17 protein-coding genes are annotated in these 18,067 nt (G+C 61.0%); 6 read left to right on the top strand and 11 right to left on the bottom strand.

Going from position 1 to position 18,067, the window contains the following annotated elements:
• Position 1: 1 nt before the first annotated feature.
• Entirely contained in the window at positions 2-1,444 is a 1,443-nt protein-coding gene (locus ACIOUG_RS09205) for a cytochrome ubiquinol oxidase subunit I (protein WP_401064586.1), read from the bottom strand.
• 543 nt (positions 1,445-1,987) lie between these two features.
• Here ACIOUG_RS09205 and ACIOUG_RS09200 point away from each other — a divergent pair.
• Complete coding sequence (locus ACIOUG_RS09200) at positions 1,988-3,226, top strand: MFS transporter (protein WP_401064583.1); 1,239 nt, start codon at positions 1,988-1,990, stop codon at positions 3,224-3,226.
• 6 nt (positions 3,227-3,232) lie between these two features.
• On the opposite strand, the gene ACIOUG_RS09195 is transcribed toward ACIOUG_RS09200, so the two are convergent.
• A complete protein-coding gene (locus ACIOUG_RS09195; protein ID WP_401064581.1) occupies positions 3,233-3,784 on the bottom strand; it encodes a DJ-1 family glyoxalase III in 552 nt (183 codons plus the stop codon).
• A 67-nt stretch (positions 3,785-3,851) separates the two neighbouring features.
• Positions 3,852-4,301, bottom strand: coding sequence for a DUF4879 domain-containing protein (locus ACIOUG_RS09190; RefSeq protein ID WP_401064578.1), 450 nt, complete (start codon positions 4,299-4,301; stop codon positions 3,852-3,854).
• A 223-nt stretch (positions 4,302-4,524) separates the two neighbouring features.
• On the opposite strand from ACIOUG_RS09190, the gene ACIOUG_RS09185 reads away from it, so the two are divergent.
• Positions 4,525-5,820: an NCS2 family permease gene (locus ACIOUG_RS09185; protein ID WP_401064575.1), complete on the top strand. Its 1,296-nt coding sequence runs from the start codon at positions 4,525-4,527 to the stop codon at positions 5,818-5,820.
• A complete protein-coding gene (trmA, locus tag ACIOUG_RS09180) occupies positions 5,817-6,896 on the top strand; it encodes a tRNA (uridine(54)-C5)-methyltransferase TrmA (RefSeq protein WP_401064573.1) in 1,080 nt (359 codons plus the stop codon). The genes ACIOUG_RS09185 and trmA overlap by 4 nt, the downstream gene beginning before the upstream one ends.
• Before the next feature lie 55 nt (positions 6,897-6,951).
• Here the strand turns inward: trmA and ACIOUG_RS09175 are convergent, their stop codons facing one another.
• Together ACIOUG_RS09175 and ACIOUG_RS09170 are read right to left on the bottom strand one after the other, a co-directional pair.
• The gene (locus ACIOUG_RS09175) at positions 6,952-7,398 is read right to left on the bottom strand and encodes a DUF2442 domain-containing protein (protein ID WP_401064570.1); all 447 of its coding nucleotides are present in this window, start codon (positions 7,396-7,398) and stop codon (positions 6,952-6,954) included.
• Positions 7,395-7,823: a DUF4160 domain-containing protein gene (locus tag ACIOUG_RS09170; protein ID WP_401064568.1), complete on the bottom strand. Its 429-nt coding sequence runs from the start codon at positions 7,821-7,823 to the stop codon at positions 7,395-7,397. The genes ACIOUG_RS09175 and ACIOUG_RS09170 overlap by 4 nt, the downstream gene beginning before the upstream one ends.
• 328 nt (positions 7,824-8,151) lie before the next feature.
• Between ACIOUG_RS09170 and aroQ the strand changes: the two genes are divergently transcribed.
• Entirely contained in the window at positions 8,152-8,601 is a 450-nt protein-coding gene (gene aroQ / locus ACIOUG_RS09165) for a type II 3-dehydroquinate dehydratase (protein WP_025108744.1), read from the top strand.
• Positions 8,598-9,452 carry a shikimate dehydrogenase gene (locus ACIOUG_RS09160; RefSeq protein ID WP_401064566.1) on the top strand — a complete coding sequence of 285 codons (855 nt, stop codon included), beginning with the start codon at positions 8,598-8,600 and terminating at the stop codon, positions 9,450-9,452. The genes aroQ and ACIOUG_RS09160 overlap by 4 nt, the downstream gene beginning before the upstream one ends.
• Before the next feature lie 79 nt (positions 9,453-9,531).
• Here ACIOUG_RS09160 and ACIOUG_RS09155 read toward each other — a convergent pair whose 3' ends face one another.
• Both ACIOUG_RS09155 and quiC read right to left on the bottom strand, forming a co-directional pair.
• Positions 9,532-10,209 (bottom strand): TetR family transcriptional regulator, encoded by a 678-nt coding sequence (locus tag ACIOUG_RS09155; RefSeq protein WP_401064563.1) that lies wholly within the window; start codon positions 10,207-10,209, stop codon positions 9,532-9,534.
• Positions 10,210-10,311: 102 nt separating this feature from the next.
• The gene (gene quiC, locus ACIOUG_RS09150) at positions 10,312-12,213 is read right to left on the bottom strand and encodes a 3-dehydroshikimate dehydratase QuiC (RefSeq protein ID WP_401064562.1); all 1,902 of its coding nucleotides are present in this window, start codon (positions 12,211-12,213) and stop codon (positions 10,312-10,314) included.
• 353 nt (positions 12,214-12,566) lie between these two features.
• On the opposite strand from quiC, the gene ACIOUG_RS09145 reads away from it, so the two are divergent.
• Positions 12,567-13,904, top strand: coding sequence for an MFS transporter (locus tag ACIOUG_RS09145; protein ID WP_401064559.1), 1,338 nt, complete (start codon positions 12,567-12,569; stop codon positions 13,902-13,904).
• 130 nt (positions 13,905-14,034) lie between these two features.
• On the opposite strand, the gene ACIOUG_RS09140 is transcribed toward ACIOUG_RS09145, so the two are convergent.
• The 4 genes from ACIOUG_RS09140 to ACIOUG_RS09125 all read right to left on the bottom strand — a co-directional run bounded on the left by ACIOUG_RS09140 (position 14,035) and on the right by ACIOUG_RS09125 (position 17,904).
• Positions 14,035-14,913, bottom strand: coding sequence for a DMT family transporter (locus tag ACIOUG_RS09140; protein ID WP_401064557.1), 879 nt, complete (start codon positions 14,911-14,913; stop codon positions 14,035-14,037).
• 116 nt (positions 14,914-15,029) lie between these two features.
• Positions 15,030-15,845: a sugar phosphate isomerase/epimerase family protein gene (locus ACIOUG_RS09135; protein ID WP_401064555.1), complete on the bottom strand. Its 816-nt coding sequence runs from the start codon at positions 15,843-15,845 to the stop codon at positions 15,030-15,032.
• A 2-nt stretch (positions 15,846-15,847) separates the two neighbouring features.
• The gene (locus ACIOUG_RS09130) at positions 15,848-16,909 is read right to left on the bottom strand and encodes a Gfo/Idh/MocA family protein (protein WP_401064552.1); all 1,062 of its coding nucleotides are present in this window, start codon (positions 16,907-16,909) and stop codon (positions 15,848-15,850) included.
• A 218-nt stretch (positions 16,910-17,127) separates the two neighbouring features.
• A complete protein-coding gene (locus ACIOUG_RS09125) occupies positions 17,128-17,904 on the bottom strand; it encodes an IclR family transcriptional regulator (protein ID WP_401064550.1) in 777 nt (258 codons plus the stop codon).
• Positions 17,905-18,067: the final 163 nt, after the last annotated feature.

Below are 18,067 nucleotides of genomic sequence, written 5' to 3'. Positions count from 1 at the left end.
GTCAAATCTCCTTTTCCAGGCTGCGCTGCGGGTCAGCGTCGGCACCTTCGTCATCGGCGGCGGACAGCGGCCGTGCCGGTGTGCGTTTCTGGCCAGGACCACCGTCGTTGGTTTCCTTGCCTTCATCGGTTTTCGGCCCTTTGCGCACCAGGCGCATCATGTAGCCGAGCCCTGCACCGAACAGCGCGAAATACACCACGACGAACATGATCAGGGTGATGCTCATCTGCATGAAGCTGTGGTTGGAGGACGCATCCGCCGTGCGCATCAGCCCGTAGACCACCCACGGCTGACGACCGATTTCAGTGGTAAACCAGCCGGCAAGGATCGCAATCAGCCCGGACGGCCCCATCCACAACGCCAGATACAGGAACGGGCGCGAGGTGTAGAGCGAGTCGCGCTTGCGCAGCCACAGGCTCCACAGACCGGTGAAGATCATCAGGAAGCCGAGACCGACCATGACCCGGAACGACCAGAACACGATGGTCGAATTCGGCCGGTCTTCAGGCGGGAACTCCTTGAGCGCCGGCACCTGCTTGTCCAGCGAGTGGGTCAGGATCAGGCTGCCGAGGTAGGGGATTTCCACAGCGAACTTGGTTTTCTCTTCCTTCATGTCCGGCCAGCCGAACAGGATCAATGGCGTCGCTTCGTTGCCTTTGTTTTCCCAGTGGCCTTCGATCGCGGCGATTTTCGCCGGCTGATGCTCAAGGGTGTTGAGGCCGTGGAAGTCACCGATGACCGCCTGGATCGGCGCAACGATCAGCGCCATCCACATCGCCATCGACAGCATGGTGCGGATCGCCGGGTTGTCCTTGCCGCGCAGCAGGTGCCACGCCGCCGACGAGCCGACGAAGAACGCCGTGGCGACGAATGCAGCGGTCGCCATGTGCATCAGGCGATACGGGAACGACGGGTTGAAGATGATCGCCAGCCAGTCGGTCGGGATCACTTGGCCGTTGACGATTTCGAAGCCTTGCGGCGTCTGCATCCAGCTGTTGGAGGCAAGGATCCAGAACGTCGAGATCAGCGTGCCGATCGCCACCATCACCGTGGAGAAAAAGTGCAGGCCGCGCCCGACCTTGTTCCAGCCGAACAGCATGACGCCCAGGAACCCGGCCTCGAGGAAGAAGGCCGTGAGCACTTCATAGGTCAGCAGCGGCCCGGTGACGGCACCGGCAAAGTCCGAGAAGCGACTCCAGTTGGTACCGAACTGGTAGGCCATGACCAGCCCGGAGACCACGCCCATGCCGAAGTTGACGGCAAAGATCTTCGACCAGAAGTGGTAGAGGTCCCGGTAGGTATCGTTATGGGTTTTCAACCACAGCCCTTCGAGCACCGCCAGGTAGCTCGCCAGACCAATGGTGATGGCCGGGAACAGGATGTGGAACGAGATGGTGAATGCGAACTGAATTCGGGCGAGATCGAGTGCCTCTAAACCGAACATAAGTCTTCCTCTGTCAGGTAATACCGGCATTGGGGCTTGTGGCCCCTGCCTACTGCCCCCACGGATATCGAGTGCGGCGAATTCTGATTCGTTCTTTTTAATAACCATCGCAACGCAGGGAGTCTGGCCATCGGGCCACCAGACCATGGCCCGGGAGGGTTTTGATCTGGATCAAGCAACATTAAAAGAGTAGTCCCATTTCCGACGAAGAACGGCGTGGTCGTTTGCCGCGTGACAAGTTGCCTCATTGCCTGTGCGCTGCTCTGAAACACATCTCCCAGAGCCGAGAAACCCTCTGTGGCGAGGGAGCTTGCTCCCGCTCGGCTGCGCAGCAGTCGTAAAAAGTTATCCAGCGCTGGCCTGAAAGTAGGATCGCGCCGGGTTGGGCCGCTTCGCAGCCCGGCGGGAGCAAGCTCCCTCGCCACAGGAAACCAAGGGATTGGACGATAGATGTCTGGCTAACTAAATTTTTTGTCATAGCAACTTCCTGTTACAGACTGGTGATAACCTCGCGGTTCCCCCCCGAGCCAGACCTGCCTTCAGATGCCCAGCCAAGAGCCCCTGCTGTTACGTCACCATCGTCCGTTTCTCGCGTTCTGGTTCGCCCGGATCTTTACCGCCAGCGGCTTTCAGATGCTCACGGTGGCGATCGGCTGGAATCTGTATCAACTGACCGGCAACGTGCTCGATCTGGGTCTGGTCGGTCTGGTCGAGTTCGCGCCACGGGTGCTGTTCATGCTGCATACCGGGCATGTCGCCGACCGCTATGACCGGCGCCGGGTCGCCGCGATCTGCCAGTCGTTGCAAGCGTTGATCGCCCTCGCGCTGGCCATCGGCAGTGCGACTGATCACGTCACCCGGGAAATGATCTTCATCCTCGCCTTCCTGCTCGGCGGCGCGCGCTCCTTCGAGATGCCGACCACCCAGGCGCTGCTGCCGAGCATCGTGCCCACGGCATTATTTCCTCGGGCCGTCGCTGCGGCGCAGTCGGCACAGCAGTCCGCGACCATTGTCGCCCCGGCGTTGGGTGGCCTGCTTTACGCGTTCGGCAGTGTCTGGGTCTACGGGCCGACGGTGCTGCTCTACGTCATCGCTTGCACCTTGATGCTCAACCTGCCCGCGCGACAGACGCCGCTGAACAAAGGCAAAGCCACGCTGGATTCGTTGCTGGCGGGGATTCGCTTCATTCGCAGCCGCCCGGACATTCTCGGGGCGATCTCGCTGGACCTGTTCGCCGTGCTGCTCGGCGGTGCCACCGCGCTGCTGCCGGTGTTCGCCAAAGACATTCTGCTTACCGGGCCGTGGGGCCTGGGCCTGCTGCGCTCGGCGCCGGCGGTGGGCGCGCTGGGGATGTCGCTGTTCCTCGCCCGGTTCTCCGTCGAACGCAATGTTGGTCGGGTGATGTTCACCGCGGTCGGCATATTCGGCGTCGCGACCATCGCCTTCGGTCTGTCGACTTCGTTCTGGTTCTCGCTGGCGGTGCTGGTGGTGCTCGGCGCGGCGGACATGATCAGCATGGTGATCCGCGCCTCCTTCGTGCAACTGGAAACCCCGGACGAAATGCGCGGCCGGGTCAGCGCGGTGAACGGCTTGTTCATTGGCGCCTCGAACCAGCTGGGCGAATTCGAATCCGGCCTCACCGCGCACTGGTTCGGCACCGTGCCAGCGGTGGTGATGGGCGGGATCGGCACGCTGGTGGTCACCGGGACCTGGATCAAACTGTTCCCGACCCTGGCCAAACGCGACCGGATGCATGTGCCGGTGGAAGAGGCGAAGGTCTGACTCTCGTCAAACCAACATCTCCCCCGCCACTTTCGCCCGTGACGCCTTGCCGCCAAGCTGCTCCACAAGCGTCAGGGCAAAGGCCAGTGCGGCGCCGGAGCATTGGGCGGTGATGCAATTGCCGTCGACCACCACCGGTTGATCAACAAACGTACAGCCTGACAGTTGATGACTGGCAGTCGGCAGGCAGGTCATGCGCCGTTGACGTAATACGCCTGAGGCTTGCAGGGCGATGGCCGGAGCTTCGCCGATGGCGGCGAACAGGCGTCCGGCGCTGGCCTGGTCCTTGAGCAGTTGCTGCAACGGTTGATGTGCCGCCAGATGTTGTGAGCCGACCACCCCGCCGGGCAGGACGATCAGGTCGAAAGCCTGCGCCAGCACGTCGACCAGCATGCCGTCCGCCGTCAAGCGTGTGCCGCGCGCGCAGGTCAGCATGCGCCGGCCTTCGATGCTGGCCGCCACCACTTCGACGCCGGCGCGGCGCAGCACGTCGATCAGGGTCACGCTTTGCAGATCATCGATGCCCTCGGCGAGGGTAATCAGGGCTCTAAAGGTCATGGGCGCCATCCGCTGGGTGATCTTACAAGCGTAGTCAGCTTTGCCCAGCCCTGTCCGATGATAGCCGTTACTTGATGTAAAGCTGGGTCGACAGAGTGTTGCGCGGCGGGTTGATCGAGGTGTTGCTGAAACTGAAAGTGCCCTCCTGCTTGCCCGCCAGATCGAAGGCATACAGCGAGCCGACAGTTTTGCTGCCGGGGGTGCACTCGGTCAGGTTGCCGTTATCAAAGGCGCATACCGGGGCCCGGGTGCCGTTGACTTCAAAACCGTCCAGCGTGGCGTGCGGCTGGTTCTGGCCATAGCCGACTTCCAGCACATACACCTTGATACTCGGACCGCTGTGATTGCACTGGGTTTGCGGCTGGTTATCGGCAATGTCTTCCAGGCCGCAGGCCGGCGACTGCACCTTGATCACCTTTACCTGCGTCAACGGCGGCGCCGAAGCGGCCAACGCCGCCGTCGACCCGGCCATCAGCCCCGCCATTAACCCGAAAGCCTTCATCCAGCGCTTGCCCATGTGATCGCTTTCCCGGAAAAATTCAGCGCGCAGTATGGCGCAGATAACCCTGTGGCAAAACTTCGACGACGTTCGGCACCAACAACCGCCATATTCCTCACGCTGCTGGTATGATGCGCGGCTTTTTCCGGCCCACCATAAATTCCCAGGCGCTTGCGACGGTCTGTGCTTTGCTGTTGAGGTCGATACATTCACGGCGCCATGCGCGCCACGGGGAGCAGACATGCTGGAAAGGCTGTTTCAACTCAAGGCACACAACACCAACGTGCGTACCGAGATTCTGGCGGGCGTCACGACCTTCCTGGCCATGGCCTACATTCTGTTCGTCAACCCGAGCATTCTCGGCGAGACCGGCATGGACAAGGGCGCGGTGTTCGTTGCCACGTGTCTGGCAGCCGCCATCGGCTCGACCATCATGGGCCTGATCGCCAACTACCCGATCGCGCTCGCGCCGGGCATGGGCCTGAACGCCTTCTTCACTTACACCGTGGTCCTGCACATGGGCCACACCTGGCAAGTGGCGCTGGGCGCGGTGTTCATCTCGGCGGTGTGCTTCTTCCTGCTGTCGATCTTCCGCATCCGCGAATGGATCATCAACAGCATCCCGCTGCCGCTGCGCTCGGCGATTGCCGCCGGTATCGGCCTGTTCCTGGCGCTGATCGCCCTGCACAACGCGGGCATCGTGGTCAGCAACCCGGCGACCATGGTCGGCCTCGGTGACCTGAAAGCCCCGGCGCCGATCCTCGCCACCCTCGGCTTCGCCCTGATCGTCGCCCTCGAAGCGTTGAAAGTGCGCGGCGCAGTGCTGATCGGCATTCTGGCGGTGACCATCATTTCCATCGCCATGGGTTTCACCCCGTTCGGCGGCGTGACCTCGATGCCACCTTCGCTGGCCCCGACCTTCATGCAACTGGACATCAAGGGCGCCCTGGACATCGGTCTGGTCAGCGTGATCTTCGCCTTCCTGTTCGTCGACCTGTTCGACAACTCCGGCACCCTGATCGGCGTCGCCAAGCGCGCCGGCCTGATGGGCAAGGACGGCCACATGCCGAAAATGGGTCGTGCACTGATCGCCGACAGCACCGCCGCGATGGCCGGCTCGCTGCTGGGCACGTCGACCACCACCAGCTATATCGAATCCGCTGCCGGCGTGAGTGCTGGCGGCCGTACCGGTCTGACAGCCATCGTCGTGGCAATCCTGTTCCTGTTGGCGCTGTTCTTCTCGCCACTGGCGGCCAGCGTTCCAGCCTTCGCCACTGCGCCGGCGCTGCTGTTCGTCGCCGTGCTGATGACTTCCGGCCTGGCGGAAATAGACTGGGACGACATCACCGTGGCTGCACCAGTGGTGGTCACTGCGCTGGCGATGCCGTTCACTTACTCGATCGCCAACGGCATCGCTTTCGGCTTCATCTCCTGGACTGTGATCAAGCTGCTGTCGGGCCGTGCCCGTGAGCTGAACCCGGCGCTGGTGATCCTGTCGATTCTGTTCGTGATCAAGTTGGGTTGGTTCAACGCATGATATTCGATTCCCAGGCCTACGCCACTCAGCTCGAAGACAAGGTCACGCGTTTGCGTGACCTGCTGGCCCCGTTCGATGCGCCAGAGCCGAGCGTGTTCGACTCGCCGCTGCAGAATTTCCGCCTGCGCGCGGAATTTCGCCTGTGGCGCGAGGCCGGCGAGCGGCACTACGCGATGTTCTCCCAGGACGACAAACGCACGCCGATCCTGATTGAAGAATTCCCGATTGCCAGCCTGCGCATCAACCAGTTGATGCCGCAGCTCAAAGCGGCGTGGCAGGCCAGCTCGGCGCTGAGCCACAAGCTGTTCCAGGTGGAGTTCCTGACCACGTTGGCCGGCGATGCGATGATCACCCTGTGCTATCACCGTCCACTGGACGAGCACTGGCACGCCGCCGCGTCGAAGCTGGCGGCTGATCTCAACGTCAGCGTCATCGGGCGTTCCAAGGGCAAGCGCGAAGTGATCGGCCACGATTACGTGGTCGAGAAGCTTGAAGTCGGCGGTCGCACCTACAGCTATCGCCAGCCGGAAGGCGCGTTCACCCAGCCCAACGGCACAGTGAACCAGAAGATGCTCAACTGGGCCTACGAAGCACTGGGCGATCGTCCCGACGATCTGCTGGAGTTGTACTGCGGCAACGGCAACTTCACCCTGCCGCTCGCCACCCGCGTGCGCAAAGTGCTGGCCACCGAAATCAGCAAGACCTCGGTCAACGCCGCACTGAGCAACCTCAGCGAAAACGCTGTGGATAACGTCACGCTGGTGCGTCTGTCCGCCGAAGAACTGACCGAAGCGCTGAACGAAGTGCGTCCGTTCCGTCGCCTGCAAGGCATCGACCTGAAGAGCTATGAGTTCGGCAGCGTGTTCGTCGACCCGCCGCGCGCCGGCATGGACCCGGACACCTGCGAGCTGACCCGGCGCTTCGACAACATCCTGTACATCTCCTGCAACCCGGAAACCCTGGCGGCCAACATCGCCCAACTGCACGACACGCACCGCATCACCCGTTGCGCGATGTTCGACCAGTTCCCGTGGACGCATCACATGGAATCCGGGGTGTTGCTGACCCGGCGTTGAGTTTGAACGCTTGATACGAGAAAGCCGTCGTGATCGACGGCTTTTTTGTTCCTGCTTACGGTGCGGTATCGGTTTTACGTGGACGCCCGCCCTTCTTGCCATTCGCTCGTGCCGCTGCGGATTTTGCCGCACTGCTTTGACGACCGTTGCGCGAAGCGACCACCGAAGCCGCCATCCTCATGAGTGACGGGCTCGCCGAAATCATTCCGGAGATGGAAACGTCGAGGTCTTTGCCCTCGTGACGAAGCGCGGTGCCTGCAAAACCGACTGTCAGGTTCGCATAATCGTCTGCCTCAAACCCTTTGAACTCCGGATACTGGCTTACCGGAAGCAACACACCACTGCCGTCTTCAAAACGAATCACCAGAGAGGGGCTTTCAAAGGTCACCGAAACAGCCTGCAAGCTGCTTGCTTGTCGCGCTTCGCCACGTTTTATCGCGGCATCGAGCACTTCCCCCGTCAGTGGACGATGTACAGACGGCTTTGCCTTGATGACTTTCATAAATCGATTTCCACTCCTTCCAGTTTGCCGAGCAATGTCAGCAGAGTCTTGTCTGCTTCTGGCTCATAACGCGCCGAACTGATCCTGTAGGTCGTAGCGGTGACCGGTTTCATCACGGGGACTTCGTTTGACTCGCAGTCCCACACCTGATTGTCGAGACAAACTGTTTGCAAGCCTGACCACCAGATCCCTCGTGCACGACGCAGATGAGCAGGTTGCCCTAGTGATCGAGTCAATCCTTCCAGCACTGCCATCGGCGGTCGACGAGAACCCGGCACGACGTCCCATAGATCAACGTCGTTGTGCCAGAAGCTGAACTGCAATCGGGCATTCCAGGTGCCTGCATCGATATGAACGTGCGGTGGGCAGTGTTCATCCCGCAACATGATGCATATCGACAGTCCTTTGTAGCTGCATACCTTCATGCTAACCCATCCGTTAGGTTAATAAATTTCAAGATCCGATTTTCCTTTCGAATCCGACGGCCGGCGCTGCACAGCACCCAATGACTTTCGCCCTTTGAGGCTAGCGTCGGCATGGGTGAGGAGGCGCTGAATCTTCAAGAAAAAACGTAAGCAAAGCTGTCGATACAACTCGAAAAAATTGAAATGAAAATGGCCTGTGTGCGATCACCGAACACAAAAACATCGGGCTCAATCAGTTCAATTGACCATGGTAACCATCTGGTACATTTTACCTCCACAGGCTGAAACCCTCGGCCCAAGCCAAAAACAATAAGTGGAGTTTGCCCCCATGCCCCCTATCGTTCTGGTGCTCAACGGCCCGAACCTGAACCTGCTCGGCACCCGTGAACCGGCGACCTACGGTCACGAAACCCTGGCCGATATCTCTGCGCTGTGCGGGCGTGCCGCCGAAGAATTCGGCCTGGCCGTGGAGTTTCGCCAGACCAATCACGAAGGCGAATTGCTCGACTGGATTCACGCGGCACGCGGGCGTTGCGCCGGGATCGTGATCAACCCGGCGGCCTGGACGCACACCTCGGTGGCGATCCGCGACGCGCTGGTGGCCAGTGAATTGCCGGTGATCGAAGTGCACCTGTCCAACGTGCATGCGCGTGAGCCGTTCCGCCATCACTCGTTCGTCTCGGCCATTGCCACGGCGGTGATGTGCGGCTTCGGCAGCCATGGCTATCGCCTGGCTCTCGAACACTTCAGTCAACGGCTGAAAGGACGCGCAGCATGACCCGCAAGAACGTGATACTCGCCGGGCTGATCGGCGCAGGCATTCAGGCCTCGCGCACGCCCGCACTGCATGAACACGAAGGCGACGCGCAAGGTCTGCGCTACCTGTATCGGCTGATCGACCTCGATCAGTTGCAACTCGACAGCCACGCTCTGCCCGACTTGCTGCAGGCCGCCGAGCGCCTGCACTACACCGGCCTGAACATCACCTTCCCGTGCAAGCAGGCGATCATTCCGCTGCTCGATGAGTTGTCGCCGGAAGCCCGGGGCATCGGCGCGGTCAACACCGTGGTGCTCAAGGACGGCAAGCGCATCGGCCACAACACCGATTGCCTGGGTTTTGCCGAAGGTTTTCGTCGGGGCCTGAAGGATGCTGCGCGCAAGCGTGTGGTCCAGATGGGCGCCGGCGGTGCCGGGGCGGCGGTGGCCCACGCGCTGTTGAGCGAAGGTGTACAGCAACTGAGCATTTTCGACGTCGACCCTGAACGCGCCGAGAGTCTGGCGAACAACCTTAATCAGCATTTCGGTGTCGGCCGCGCCGTCGCCGGGCGTGATCTGCCGGGCACGCTGCATCAGGCCGATGGTCTGGTGAACACCACGCCGATGGGCATGGCCAAATTGCCGGGCATGCCAGTGCCGCTGGAGCTGCTGCGCAAGGAATTGTGGGTGGCGGAGATCGTGTATTTCCCGCTGGAAACCGAGCTGCTGCGCAACGCCCGCGCCCTCGGTTGCCGCACGCTGGATGGCGGCAACATGGCGGTGTTTCAAGCGGTGAAGGCGTTTGAATTGTTCAGCGGCGTGGTGCCGGATGCACAGCGCATGCTCGCGCATTTTCAAAGCATGAACGCTTAAAAGATCAAAAGATCGCAGCCTTCGGCAGCTCCTACATAAAGCCCTGTAGGAGCTGCCGAAGGCTGCGATCTTTTGCTTGTCACGGCTGCAAGTAGCGCAACACCGACTCGCAGATCATCTCGCGATGACGCTGCTTGATGCTTTCGTCCGGCAGGTCGATCTGAAAAATCTCACCGAACGTGTGGCGGTTCGAGACACGATAGAAACAGAACGAACTGATCAGCAAATGCACATCCAGTGCATCCAGACCGGCGCGGAACACACCCTCCTCGGCACCGCGACGCAAAATCTCGCCCAGTGAATCGAGAATCGTATTGTTCATCGCTTTGATCGTGTCCGAACGCTTCACGAACTCGGCGTTGTGGATGTTCTCGATACAGACGATGCGCACGAAATCGACGTTGCGGTCGTGGTGATCAAAAGTGAACTCCACCAGTCGGCGGATCGCCAGTACCGGCGGCAACTCGGCCAGGTGCAGGCGGTTTTCGGTGCTGCGGATGTCGCCGTATAGCTTCTCCAGCACCTCGACGTACAACTGCTCCTTACTGCCGAAGTAGTAATAGATCATGCGTTTGGAGGTGTGGATGCGCTCGGCGATCGCGTCGACGCGGGCGCCGGACAAGCCCTGCTGGACGAACTCGACGATCGCCTCCTGCAGGATGTTCTCGCGGGTCTTTTCCGGGTTGTTCTTGCGACTCTTGCGCGGCTCGATGCCAGGTACGACGGGAGCGGCGGGGAGTTCTGATGTCATTGTCATTGCGGGCTCACGGCCATCACTGCACAGGTTGGCGATTATGGGCCGCGCTGCACAGTGAAGGAAGCCACGCGGCCCGTGTTTAATCCCGCGTTTACGAAATTCCTACAACTTCGCCTGGCGCACCGCGCCGCTGCGTGATTTGGCCATCGCCGCCAGACGTACGGCGACGTTCGCCGCACCATAACCGGCGTAACCGTTTTTACGCTGGATGATTTCGAAAAAGAAGCGTCCCTCGAACGGCTCGGTGTACACGTGAAACAGCTCGCCGCCCTGCGCATCACGGTCGTAGAGCACGTTGTAGTACGCCAGCTCGCTGAGGAATTCGTGATCGAAATCGAAGCGCGCAGCGAGGTCGTCGTAATAGTTGAGCGGGATATCCAGCAGCGGCACACCAGCCTCTTTGGCGCGACTGACTTCGGCGAAGATGTCATCACAATCGAAGGCGATGTGATGCACACCGGAGCCGCGATAACTCGACAGTGCGTGGGAGATCGCGGTGTTACGGTTCTCCGAGATGTTCAGCGGCAGGCGGATCGAACTGTCGCGACTGCGCAACGCGCGGCTCTTCACCAACCCATACGGATCGGGCAGCACCACTTCATCGTCGGCCTCGAAATCCAGCAGGCTCTTGTAGAACAGCACCCAACTGTCGAGGCTGTCGGCCGGCAACGCCATGGCCATGTGATCAATGCGCTTGAGGCCGCCACGGGCCTGAGCGTTCGGCAGCAGATTGAAGTCGGTGCCATAGACATCCGCCGCTTCATCCACCAGATAAATCAGGCTGCCGTCCGGTGCACGCACCGCGGCCAGTTCCAGCTCGTTGGGGCCGACCAGTCCGCGATAAGGCTGGCCCTTGTAGGCGACGGCACGAGCGAGGGCGCTGGCGCTGTCCTTGACACGCACGGCGGTGGCGCACAACGACGGGCCATGGGCCTCAAAGAAGCTGTGGCCGAACGAATACGGTTCGGCATTGAGGATCAGGTTGATATCGCCCTGACGCAGCAGGCTCACGCTCTTGGAGCGGTGCTGCCCGGCCTTGACGAAACCCAGGCGCTCCAGCCAGTTGCTCAGTTTGGCGCCGAGACCTTCGTCGACGGCGAACTCAAGAAACTCGATACCGTTGTACTCGCTGGCCGGCGGCGTTGCGAAGAGGATGTCGCGGTTGGCCACTGGCGTTGTTTGCTGTTCCAGGCGCTGACGGGTTTTCTCCTCCAGATACAGCAGCGAACGCAGACCATCGGCGGCGTTCGCCCGGGGCGGTGCGGCGCGGAAGCCATCGTTGAAGATTTCCAGCGACAACGGCCCGCTGTAACCGCTCTGGATGATCGGCGCGAGGAACCCCGGCAGATCGAACTCGCCCTGCCCCGGGAAACAACGGAAATGCCGGCTCCATTCCAGAACATCCATGGCGAGAATCGGCGCGTCGGCCATTTGCACAAAGAAGATCTTGTCGCCGGGAATGTCGGCAATCGCGCTTGGATCACCTTTCAGCGACAAGGTGTGAAAGCTGTCGAGCAGCACGCCGAGGGCCGGGTGATCGGCCTGGCGGACGATGTCCCAGACCTGTTGATAAGTATTGACGTGCCGGCCCCAAGCCAGCGCTTCATAGCCGATGCGCAACCCACGAGCGCCGGCACGTTCGGCCAGCAGCCGTAGGTCATCGACGAGAATCTGCCGGTCGCCGACGCTGTCCGCCGAGGCGTTGCTGCAGACCAGCACCAGATCGGTGCCCAGTTCCTGCATCAGGTCGAATTTGCGCTCGGCCCGCTCCAGATTGCGCGCCAGCCGATCACGGCGGCAGCCTTCAAAATCGCGGAACGGCTGGAACAGGGTGATGGCGATCCCCAGGTCAGCGCACATCTGCCTGATTTCCCGCGGACTGCCGTCGTAATACAGCAGATCGTTTTCGAAGATTTCGACGCCGTCGAACCCGGCAGCGGCAATGGCTTCGAGCTTTTCCGGCAGGGTGCCGCTCAGGGAAACGGTGGCAATGGAACGCTGCATGTTTCTACTCCCGGACTTCGCCGCGCTTATCTTTAAGGTAGGAGCTGCCGAAGGCTGCGATCTTTTGATCCTGGTCCTGAAAAGCAAATTCAAAAGATCGCAGCCTTCGGCAGCTCCTGCACAGACACGTTTTTTATCGTGAGGAAATTATTGGCTGCATCGTCTTCAGCAGCAATTTAAAGTGTACCAGCCGGTTAGTTTTGCGTGCGATTATCGAACACTATGGCGTTTCGACGAATTGACGATTTTTCGTCCACTGCCCACCATCGACTCCACATTGAGTCCGGATATGAACCTTCGGTCGCAGTGCGTGCAAACAACACCACATAACAAATTCAAAAACGGGTGGAACAATGATTCCTTCACAGACTTCCCGCATGGCCCCGGCCATGAGCACTGCCACGGGTGGCATCGGCGACAAGATCCGCGGCGCCATGGCTGTCGGCAAGACCCGTTGGGGCATGCTGGCGCTGGTGTTTTTCGCCACGACCCTGAACTACATCGACCGCGCCGCCCTCGGCGTCATGCAGCCCATCCTCGCCAAGGAAATGAGCTGGACGGCGATGGATTACGCCAACATCAACTTCTGGTTTCAGGTCGGCTATGCGATCGGCTTCGTCCTGCAGGGACGATTGATCGACCGCGTCGGCGTGAAACGTGTGTTCTTCTGTGCGGTGCTGCTCTGGAGCCTGGCCACTGGCGCTCACGGTCTGGCGACTTCGGCCGTCGGCTTCATGGTCTGCCGGTTCATCCTCGGCCTGACCGAAGCGGCCAACTACCCGGCCTGCGTGAAAACCACGCGCCTGTGGTTCCCCGCCGGTGAACGCGCCGTGGCCACGGGCATCTTCAACGCCGGGACCAACGTCGGCGCCATGTTCACGCCGATGCTGCTGCCGCTGATTCTCCACGTGTGGGGTTGGCAGGCGGCGTTCCTGTGCATGTCGGCACTCGGCGGGATCTGGCTGCTGTTCTGGGGCTTGAAATACTTCAACCCGGAAGACCATCCACGGGTGAAGAAATCCGAACTCGACTACATCCAGCAGGAAGTCGAACCGGAACAGACCCGCGTACCGTTTTCACGCATCCTGCGCATGCGTGGCACCTGGGCCTTCGCCCTCGCCTATTCGCTGACGGCGCCGGTGTTCTGGTTCTACCTGTATTGGCTGCCGCCGTTTCTCAATCAGCAATACAACCTGGGCATCAACGTCACCCAGATGGGCATTCCGCTGATCATCATCTACGTGACGGCCGACTTCGGCAGCGTCGGCGGCGGCATTCTGTCGTCGTTCCTGATCGGTCGCGGGATGAACTCGATCAAGGCGCGGCTGCTGTCGATGTTCCTCTTCGCCTGCTGCATCATCGGCGTGATCATGGCCGCCGGTTCGAGCAATCTGTGGATCGCCGTCGCGGCAATCTCCCTGGCCATCGGTGCGCATCAGGCCTGGACCGCGAACATCTGGAGCCTGGTGATGGACTACACGCCCAAGCACATGATGAGCACGGTGTTCGGTTTCGGCGGCATGTGCGCAGCGATCGGCGGGATGTTCATGACCCAGATCGTCGGCCACATCCTGACCGTCACCAACAACAACTACACGGTGCTGTTCACGCTGATCCCGGCGATGTACTTCATTGCCCTGACCTGGATGTACTTCATGGCCCCGCGCAAGATTCCCGACGTCACTGAGTAAACCCCGCCTGCACCACCCTCTCCCTGTGGGAGCGGGCTTGCTCGCGAAAGCGGACTGACATTCAACATTGATGTTGACGGATCCATCGCCTTCGCGAGCAAGCCCGCTCCCACAGGGTTGTGTCTCTATCTCACTTACGGCTCTGCTGCCACGCCGCCGCCAGGCCGCTGCAGCAGATCACCGCAATCCCGATCACCGTCAACAGACTCGGCGTGTGGTTGAACACCACCCACCCCAACAGCCCGGCGAACACAATCTGGCAGTAGCCGAACGGCGCCAGCAATGCCGGTGCGGCATGGCGAAACGCCTGGGTCAGAAACAGGTGCGCGGTCATCCCGCAGCTGCCCAGCGCCAGCATCAACATCGCGTGCGACAAGGTCGGCACTTGCCAGAAAAACGGCACCAGCGCGCTCATCACCAAGGTGTTGCACAACCCGGCGAAGAAGTTGCTGGTGGTCGGGCTGTCGACTTCTGCGAGCTTGCGCGTCAGCAGTTGATAGAAGCAGAAAAACAGCGCCGAACAGAATGGCAGCAGCACCGCCGGGGTGAACAATTCACCGCCCGGATGGACGATGATCAGCACCCCGATAAAACCGCAGATCACCGCAATCCACTGCCCGCGCGTCACCCGTTCCTTGAGCAGCGGCACCGACAGCGCCGTCACCAGCACCGGCGCAAGAAAGTTGACCGCCGTGGCCTCGGCTAGCGGGATGTACAGCAGCGCAGTGGTGAAAAACAGACTGGTGCCGAGCAGGCACAACGCCCGCGCCAACTGCCACAGCGGCCGTTTGGTGCGCAGCACGCGCAACCCCGACTGCGGCAGGAAAATCCCCGCCATCAACAAGGTGTGCACCAGATACCGCGCCCACACCACCATGATGATCGGGTAGAAACCCGAAAGGTATTTCGACAGGGCGTCGTGGCTGGAAAACAGGAAAGTCGCCACGACAATCAGCAAGATCCCCTTGAAGGGTTGGTTGACACCAGAGAGCGGGGTGCTGACGGTCATTGGATTTCCTTGTGTTGCAAAAAAGATCAAAAATCTTCGCAGGCAAGTCTCGTCGCCACTGGAACAACTCTGTCCCTGTGGCAACGGGCTTGCCCGCGATAGCTGCGCGCTAGCGCTTACAGCCGCGCCAACAACGCTCGGGTGCTATCCATCGCCATCTGCGCCCGCTGCAATCCACTCACGCCCTGCTCGAGCAATTTCACCGCAGGAATTTCCAGGCTCAACGCAATATTAGTCGGCAGCGCTTTCAGCAACCCCAGCAAGTCACAATCGCCCTCGCCGGGAAACCGCCGCTCATTGCGCGCCTGACGCAAGATCTCGGCCATGTCCGCCGGTCGCGGGCCCGCCACATCGCACAATTGCGCATAACGCAGGCGCGCAGGCGCGACGTGGGCCAGATCCTCCAGCCGTGAGCCGGAGCGATCGAAATGAAACGCATCGACCAGCACCGCGGCATTTTCCCGCTCGGCATTGGCAACGATGCGCAACGCCTGCTCGAGGTTGCGCGCATCGGTCCAGGGCATGAACTCCAGATGCGGGTGCAAGCCGTAAGGCGCCGCCAGATCACACAGCGCGGCAAAATTGTCGGTGAGCCTTTGCTCGTCAGGATCGTTGCCGGCGACCAGTAATTCACTGGCGCCGAACTCCGCGCCGACGGCCAGCAGCTTCTCGAAATCGGCGACCACGGTTTGCGGTTTCAGAGGCAGGATTTCCACATCGAGCACAGCGATGCCGGTGTCGCGTAATCGCGCCAGCGTCTGACGCCGCAGATCAGCATCGGCCACCAGCGGAAAGTGATATTCCTCAGGCGTCGCTGGTTCCAGGCGCAGGCCGACATGGCTGTAACCGGCACGCGCCGCGACCTCGACCATTTGCGGTGGCGACAACTCGAGTACGGTGAGACTGGCCAGGGACAGAATTCGTTCGTTCATGCTCAAGCCTCGACTGCTGCTGGGGAACAGGCACGACCGCAGGCCGCCGCCTCGCGAATCGCCTCGACCAGCGCCAATGTGCGCGCGGCATCGGCGGCACTGACCAAGGGTTCCACTTCACGCCGCGCGACCTGCACAAAGTGTTGCAGCTGCAAACGCAACGCGTCCCCGGCCGCGCAATGTTCTTGCACCGCGAGCAAAGGTTCGTGCCAACCGGCATCGACTTGATCGGCAGCGTAATGCCAGCGTTTGAGTTGCGGAATGCTCAGCGCCCCGGCGGTGCCCGCCAGCAGATAACACGGCTGATCGGCCTGACGCGGATAGACCGGGTTCTCCCCGGAATTCAGCTCCCAGCTCCACGGCGCGACGACCGCATCGGAACCGCTCAGCGTACCGAGTGCACCGTCGGCAAATTGCAGCAACAGCGCCACACTGTCTTCGTTGGCAAAACCACGCACCGCGTTGTCGGTGATGGCCTGCACCGATTGCACTTCACCGCACAGGTGACGCAGCAGATCGAGGTCGTGAATCAGATTGGTCAGCAACAGGCCCGCACCCGGTTCACGGCGCCACGGTACCTCGAAATATCGGTCGGGTTTGCGTAACTGGAACAGCGCAGTAACCGTGGTCAGCCGCCCGAGCGCGCCGCTGCGCAGCAATTCGTGGGCACGCACGATCAACGGATTGTGCCGCCGATGATGGCCGACCAGCACCGGCACGCCACTGCGTTTGACTGCCGCCACCAGTTCGCGTGCCTCATCCAGATGCACGCCCACCGGTTTCTCTAGCAGCACCGCAACCCCGGCGGCGAGGCAATCCAGAGCGGTGCTGACGTGCTGATTATTCGGATTGGCGACGATCACCGCGTCTGGCCGCGCCTGCTCCAGCATCTGCCGATGATCGGCGAAATACGCCACGCCCCACTGCCGCGCGAGCGCGGCAGCCTGCGGGCCGGGATCGGCCACTGCGCATAAGCGGGCTTCGTTGAGGGTTTGCAGGTGCTGGTAATGCTGCTGGCCCATGTTGCCAGCGCCGATCAGGGCGATACGAAGGGGCGAAATCAAGGCGCGATCCTCTTGTGATTGTTGTTGGAATGGTCACTCCAGCAACAATTTAGAACCGCGTTCCAAAATCAAACACCCAGTGATGGGAAAACCGTGCGAACACCGCACAACTTCATACCCAACGCTCACCTGTAGGAGCTGCCGCAGGCTGCGATCTTTCGACTTTGATTTTAAAAATCAAAAGATCGCAGCCTTCGGCAGCTCCTACAGGGGATCGGTCAGATGAATAATTCGGACGCCAGACTCGCCGCCGACAATTCCTCGGTGAACGTCAGCAGCAACGGCGCCAACTCGTGCAGCCGCGCGCCGGGCATCCGCGCGCTTGGCCCGGCAATGCTCAGTACGCCGATCACCCGCCCGTCAACCGGATGCTTGACCACCGCGGCAATCGCCGAGGTGCCCACCGCCGAACTTTCCTCGACACAGACATAACCCTGCTCCCGCGCCAGGCGCAGGCGCTCCAGCAGTTCGATATTGGAGCGCGGCGCATTCGGCCCGACGCCCAGCGGTACTTCCGCGCCCTGGCGCTCGACCAGCGACAACGCCTCGGCATCGCTCATGCACGCCAGCCACGCATGCCCGGAAGCGGTGTAGAACAGCGGCGCATCGCGCCCCATGTCCGGGTCATAACGCAAGCCCGTGCGTGCGCCCTGGGCCTTGGCGATCCAGGTCTGGCGCTCGCCATCGATCACCCCCAGACGCACCAGTTCACCGGTTTCCTGAGCCAGTCGATCCAACACCGGTTGCACGATGTCGGCACCGCTGCTCGACAGATACTGAAACCCCATCGCCACCAGTTTGGTCGACAAGTGATAGCGCAAAGTGTCGGCATTCTGCCGCACGTAACCCAGGCGAATCAGCTCGGCGAGCATGCGGTGAGTGGCACTTTTCGGGATGTCCAGTTGTTCGGCGAGGGTCTGCATCGGCAGCCCGCGCGGCTCACTGGTGAGGCTTTCCAGCACGCTGAAAACCCGTTCGATCTGACTGCCGGCCATGGGGAAATCCAAGTGAAATTTTGCCGATTCTAGAAGACATCTCATACAAAGCGAAATCCGGAACTGGCCGGGCGATAACCGCCCACTTTACTGAAACAAGCCTTGTTGCAGCGATACCTCATTGGTTAGTTTCTGGAATCCAATTCCAATAAAACCCAGCTGC

Source organism: Pseudomonas sp. NPDC087803, from assembly GCF_044742995.1.
In the GTDB taxonomy this organism is placed as follows: Bacteria; Pseudomonadota; Gammaproteobacteria; order Pseudomonadales; family Pseudomonadaceae; genus Aquipseudomonas.
This window is presented reverse-complemented; position numbering and strand designations above follow the sequence as displayed.